The organism is Promicromonospora citrea, assembly GCF_013004695.1.
Taxonomy (GTDB): domain Bacteria; phylum Actinomycetota; class Actinomycetes; order Actinomycetales; family Cellulomonadaceae; genus Promicromonospora; species Promicromonospora citrea.
Map to the genome: position 1 here is coordinate 1 of NZ_JABEMG010000270.1, position 1,698 is coordinate 1,698.

Here is a 1,698-nt window from a genome sequence, read left to right on the forward strand (position 1 = left end):
CGTCCCGGCGGCCACCGAGGACACGCCGGCCGAGGACACGCCTGACGAGGGCCCGTCCGCCGAGGACGACGCGCCGGCCGGCTCGCCCGACGAGTCGCCCGCCGAGGACGACGTGCCGCCGGCCGACGTGTCGCCCGACGCGCAGGACGCGCCCGGAGCACCGCCCGCCGAGGCGGACGCTCCAGCCCTCGAGCCCCGGCCGGCACCCCCGGCCGCCCTCCCGATGCGCCCCGTGCGGCGCATCCCGGCGAGCGGCGAGCGGCTGGGCCGGTTCACGCTCGGCGAGGCGCTCGGGCACGGCGGGTTCGCGCACGTGTACCGCGCTCAGGCCGACGACGGCACCGAGGTCGCCCTCAAGGTCCTCACCGGTCTGCACGACGACGCGCGGGAACGCTTCGTCCAGGAGGCCGACCTGCTCGAGCGTCTCGACGGCCGGGGGTTCCCGCGCTTCGTCGAGGCCGGGCTGGACGCGACGCAGCCGTGGTTCGCGATGGAGCTCGTGCCGGGCACCACGCTGCGGGACCGGGTGCGCGAGGAGGGTCCGCTGTCGGGCCCGGAGGCGCTCCGGCTGGCCCGGCAGGTCGTCGACGCCCTGCTCGTGCTCCAGGAGCAGCGCTGCCTGCACCGTGACCTGAAGCCGGCGAACATCATGGTCGACGGCGACCGCGCCGTGCTCATCGACCTCGGCATCGCCAAGGTGTTCGACGCCGCGACGTCGACGCAGCCCGCCGGGACCATGGCGTACATGGCGCCGGAGCTGTTCGGGCGCCGGGTGCACCCGCGGTCGGACGTGTACAGCCTCGGCCTCCTGCTCGTGTACGCGAGCACGGGCTCCCTGCCGCTGGACCTGAACTTCATGGGCCGGGACCTCGTGGCGGCCGACCTCGTCGAGGAGCCCCTGGAGGGCGACGACGCGCAGCCCGCGCCGGTCATCGACAAGCACCTGCAGTCGCTGGTCCTGGCCATGACGCGGTACCAGCCCGCGCACCGGCCGCCGCTGGAGAACATCGCGCGCGTGGTCCGCGCGCGCCTGGCCCAGGCCACGCCGGACCCGACGCTGCTGCTCACCTCCCAGCTCGTGAGCGACGGCGTGACGGCGGCGGAGGTCGCCGCGCTCACGGCGACGGACGTGCTGCAGCGCCGCGGCAGCACCAAGGTGTTCGAGCCGGGGATGCTGCCGGGCCGGGCGCCCGTGGCGGACCCCGGGCCGGCTCCGGCCCCCGACCCTGCCCGGAGCCCCGAGCCGTGGCACGCGCTCGTCTACGACCGCACCCTGATGAGCGTCCTGGCCGAGCTGCACGCCGACGGGTTCGACGGCGCGGCCTCGCACGTCGTCGCCGACCACATCGCCGAGATCGGCCCCGAGATCGCCGCGGGCAGCACGCCCGCGGAGATCAAGGACTGGATCTGGCAGGCGATGCGGTGGGAGACGGCGACGCCGCCGAGCGGGCACCCGAACACGCTGCGCGGCTGGCGCGCGTTCCGCAGTCCCGAGCCGGCGCGCGGCAGCGGTCGCGCGCCGGTGCGCAGCAGGCCGGTCTCCTCGACGCGCGTGGGCGGTACGCAGCGCCCGCAGTCGTTCGAGCCGCGCACGAGCCCGGTCAAGCACCTCGGTCCGGCGCCGCAGCAGCCCGGCGCGTCGTCGGTGCGAGCCACGCGGCCGATGCCCGTCGTCCAGCAGCAGGGCGGCCGGCCGCC

At 76.5% G+C, this 1,698-nt stretch carries 1 protein-coding gene; it reads left to right on the forward strand.

The genetic code is table 11. From position 1 onward, the window contains the following. The coding region (locus tag HLB15_RS23510; RefSeq protein ID WP_171109171.1) for a serine/threonine-protein kinase at positions 1-1,698 on the forward strand (1,698 nt) is incomplete at both ends.